The organism is Streptomyces sp. XY431, from assembly GCF_001279805.1.
Lineage (GTDB): Bacteria > Actinomycetota > Actinomycetes > Streptomycetales > Streptomycetaceae > Kitasatospora > Kitasatospora purpeofusca.
This window is the reverse complement of the sequence record NZ_LGDO01000218.1, coordinates 1-2,923: the sequence shown is the minus strand read 5'-3', so window position 1 is coordinate 2,923 and position 2,923 is coordinate 1. Positions and strand designations below refer to the sequence as shown.

General features: G+C 74.5%; 3 protein-coding genes. All 3 read right to left on the bottom strand.

Features of this window, described 5'->3' with window-relative positions; translation table 11 throughout:
• Positions 1 to 144: 144 nt before the first annotated feature.
• Positions 145 to 1,620, bottom strand: coding sequence for a chloride channel protein (locus ADK60_RS20745; RefSeq protein ID WP_079008566.1), 1,476 nt, complete (start codon positions 1,618 to 1,620; stop codon positions 145 to 147).
• A gap of 149 nt (positions 1,621 to 1,769) precedes the next feature.
• Complete coding sequence (locus ADK60_RS20740; RefSeq protein WP_079008567.1) at positions 1,770 to 2,477, bottom strand: TetR family transcriptional regulator; 708 nt, start codon at positions 2,475 to 2,477, stop codon at positions 1,770 to 1,772.
• Positions 2,478 to 2,634: 157 nt separating this feature from the next.
• Positions 2,635 to 2,923: acyl-CoA dehydrogenase family protein (locus ADK60_RS20735; RefSeq protein WP_286185269.1), on the bottom strand; the 289-nt coding region annotated here is incomplete at its 5' end.

Below are 2,923 nucleotides of genomic sequence, written 5' to 3'. Positions count from 1 at the left end.
GCGGTCGGTGGATCGGCGGCTGCGGCGGTGGGGCGAGGAGGTGGTCATGGGAGCGGGATTGCCCGGGGTGACGGCCCCGAACCCCGGATTAATTCGAAGGAGTGGAGAAGGCGGATTGATGTTGACGCGGGCGTCGTCGGCCCCTCAAGCCGCCCGCGCGGCCCCCTGCGGTACGGCCCGCTGCGGTCTGCGCCGCTCGATGTACCCGCGCAGCAGCTCGCCCACCACGAAGGAGGTCACGGCGGTCACCAGCAGCAGCGGGAGCGAGTCGGGTGCCTCCGGCCCCAGCAGCTCGGCCGCCAGCACCGTGCTGGTGACCGGCAGCCGGGTGACCGAGGTGGCCGCCGCGGCCAGACCGACGGCCAGCCCCGACTCCATGCCGAGGCCGGGCAGCGGGCCGCAGGCCACCCCGAGGGCGGCGCCGATCAGCACCGCCGGGAAGATCGGGCCACCGCGCAGGCTGCCCAGGGCGATGCCCCAGGCGGCCGTCTTGCAGAGCGTCAGCATCAGCAGCGCGTACACCGACCAGGCCGCCGGATTCGCGGCCAGGACACCCAGGGTGGCCTGGCCGGAGAGCGCCGCCTCCTCCGGCGAGCGGTCCGTCAGCAGCGCGTACGCGGAGATGCAGCCGCCGACCGCGACCGCGCACAGCACCGTGCGCAGAGCCGTCTGCCGGGCCGTCGGCGGCGGCACGGCCCGCAGCGGGTCGCCGACGGTGAACGCCTTGACCCGGTGGCCGAGCAGCTGACCGGACACGCAGACCACGGTGACCACGACCGCGACCGGCAGGCCCCACAGGAAGTCGCCCGGATCGGGGATGCCGGCGGGCGGTTCCGAGGGCAGCGACAGCGCGCCGACCGAGAGCCCGGTCCAGTGGCCGAAGCCGGTGAACACCAGTGCACCGATCCCGCTCGCCAGCAGGCAGGGCATGATCAGCAGCAGGAGTTGCGGCCCGCCCAGGCCGGCCGCCTCGATCATCATCACGGCGGCCACCAGCGGACTGCCGAAGATGGTGGAGATCGCCGCCGCCGAACCGGCCGCGCCGAGCACGGGCACCAGCTGGGGCCGGGCCGCGCGGCGGGACGGCCGGACGGCGAGCAGTGCCAGCCCGCCGCCCATCGCCATCAGCGGCGCCTCCGGGCCGAGCACCGCGCCGAGCGGCAGACAGGCGAGTGCGGCCAGCACGACGCCGGGCACGGCCCTCGGCGGTACGGGCGGCCCGCCCATACCGTCCACCGGGATGTGGCCGCCTCGCCCCGGCACCCGGGTGACGATCGGCGTGAGCAGCAGTCCGGCCAGCAGCAGCGCGGGCAGCGGCCACCACCAGGGGGCGCGGTCGAGGCCGAGGGCGTCGGGCAGGCTCTCCCAGACCCAGTGCTGGAGCTGGTGCTCCAGGCCGACGAACCAGAAGGCGGCCAGCGAGACCGGGACGCCGACCAGGGCCGAGATCACGAGGAGGCCGAGGTAGCCCTTGGTGCGCAGCACGCCGTGCAGGGTGGGGTCCGGCCGCGCGGGGGCCGCCGCGGCGGCGGGAGGGGAGGCCGGGCCGGTGCCCGCCGTCGGGTCGGGCCTCGCCGTCGGGTCCTCGCTCCCGCTCGGACCGTCGCTCGGCTCGGGCATCGTCCGCCTCCGTCGGTTCCCCGCGCCGGTCCGGCTCCGGTCACGTCCTGCGACCGAGTCTCGCCCGCCGCCGGGGACCGCGCACGGCAGCCGGGGGTCGGGGCCCGGCGCGTCCCGCCGGGCCTGCGCCATCAGGGTGAGGGGGCGGGTCAGTCCTGGTGGATCCGGCGGGGGTCGCCGAGGGCGCTCTCGATGCCCTGGACCATTCGCCAGAGCGGCGCCCGGCGGCTGGCGACCAGCACCACGACATCGTCCTGCTCCTCCGGCCCGTCGCCGTCCGCCGACGGGTCGCCGCCGGCGGGGCGCTCGCCCCAGGTGTCGGTGACGAAGGCCATCGCCCGGTCCACCTCGGTCACCCAGTCGCTCTCGCCGCCGGAGCGGAGCCAGGTGCGCAGGGCGTGGTTGTGCGCGGAGACCACGGCGGCGGCGACCACGTCGGCCCGCAGCGGTCCCTCCGGGCGCCCGGCGAACCGGCCGCGCAGATAGTGCGCGAGGGTGTGCTCGTAGCGCCAGACGACGGACAGCTCGTAGGCGCGCAGGCCCGGCACCTTGCGGGTGAGGCGGTAGCGCTGGACGGAGAAGGACGGCTGCTCGGCGTACATCCGCAGGACCAGCCGGGCCGCGTCGCAGGCGTGCCGGACCGGGTCCTCCTCGCCGCTGCCGGACTCCAGGAACTCCGTCATCTCGGCGAGGCCGCGCTCGTGGTCGGGGAAGACCACGTCCTCCTTGGCCGGGAAGTAGCGGAAGAAGGACCGCCGGCCGACCCCGGCGAGCGAGACGATGTCGTCGATCGTGGTCTGCTCGAAGCCGCGCTCCAGGAAGAGCTCGAAGGCGGCGGCAACCAGCGCCTCACGCATCGCGGGCTTCGGTTGCCCGTCGTTCATCGGTTGGTCCTGCTCTTCCTTCTCGCTCATTCCCGGAACATAGCATCGGCCTCGAACACCCGGACCGGCCCGTGTACGGCCGTGGTCCGGGTGCCCGAGGACGCGTCCCCGACGGGTCGGGAGGGGTGGGCTACGGCAGGTTGCGGGCCATCACGATGCGCTGGATCTGGTTGGTGCCCTCGTAGATCTGCGTGATCTTCGCGTCCCGCATCATCCGCTCCAACGGGTAGTCCCGGGTGTACCCGTACCCGCCCAGCAACTGCACCGCATCCGTCGTGATCTCCATCGCCGCGTCCGACGCGAAACACTTCGCCGCCGCTCCGAAGAACGTCAGGTCCCCGTCCCCCCGCTGCGACCTCGCCGCCGCCGCGTACGTCAACTGACGCGCCGCCTCCAGCTTCATCGCCATGTCCGCCAGC

What these genes read in the sequence shown, in the direction of transcription:
- ADK60_RS20745 (WP_079008566.1), bottom strand. Translation starts at nt 1,620, where the DNA reads ATGCCCGAGCCGAGCGACGGTCCGAGCGGGAGCGAGGACCCGACGGCG.
- ADK60_RS20740 (WP_079008567.1), bottom strand. Translation starts at nt 2,477, where the DNA reads ATGCGTGAGGCGCTGGTTGCCGCCGCCTTCGAGCTCTTCCTGGAGCGC.